General features: G+C 43.5%; 1 protein-coding gene. It reads right to left on the bottom strand.

Annotated elements, in window-relative coordinates; genetic code table 11:
* A partial coding sequence (gene htpG / locus A3738_RS08295) for a molecular chaperone HtpG (RefSeq protein ID WP_156504103.1) occupies positions 1 to 961 on the bottom strand: 961 nt, incomplete at both ends.

Genomic DNA, 961 nt, shown 5'->3' with positions numbered 1-961 from the left:
TATCAACAATACCTTTTACAAAACGAAGGTAGAGAGGCAGGAACTGCTCTGCTTCATCCATAATAAAAACGCGCTGTACGTATAGCTTTAAGCCACGAGGAACTTCACGGTTGTACAAATCAAACGGTGCTTTTGCAGGAATATAAAGCAAGCTTGTGTAATCGAGCTTACCTTCAACACGGTTATGGGCCCATGTTAGCGGATCCTGGAAGTCATGCGAGATATGCTTATAGAAAGACTTGTAATCATCTTCAGAGATTTCTGATTTTGACAATGTCCATAGTGCCGTCGCTTCGTTAATTGCCTCGTCTTCAGGTTCTTTCTGCTCTTCGCCTTCTGCCGCTGGCATTGGCTCAGACTTCATAATGACCGGGAAAGAAATATGATCCGAGTACTTCTTAACAAGACTGCGTAAGCGCCAGCCATCAGCAAACTCAGACTCTTCTTCTTTCAAATGCAGAACAATAGAGGTTCCACGTGCCGTGCGCTCAACTGTTTCAATCGTGAACTCACCCTCACCTTCAGAACTCCAGTGCACGCCCTGCGCAGCATCTGTGCCTGCGCGACGGGTAAAGACTTCAACCTTATTCGCAACGATGAAGGCAGAATAAAAACCAACACCAAATTGACCGATTAGCTGAGAATCTTGTTTGCTATCACCAGTCAGCTTCGACATAAATTCAGCTGTACCAGACTTAGCGATAGTGCCCAAATGATTAATGACGTCTTCACGCGTCATACCAATACCGTTATCGGTAATGGTCACTGTGTTCGCATCTTTATCGAAATCGAGACGAATCTTCAGGTCGCCATCATTTTCGTATAAAGCATCATTTGAAAGCGCTTCAAAACGTAACTTATCCTCTGCATCTGACGCGTTAGAAATCAGCTCGCGCAAGAAGATTTCTTTATTGCTATATAAGGAGTGAATCATTAAATGAAGTAATTGTTTTACTTCAGT

This window comes from Oleiphilus sp. HI0066 (assembly GCF_001635725.1).
Note: the sequence above shows the minus strand (reverse complement) of the source record. Positions and strands in the feature narration are given on the sequence as shown.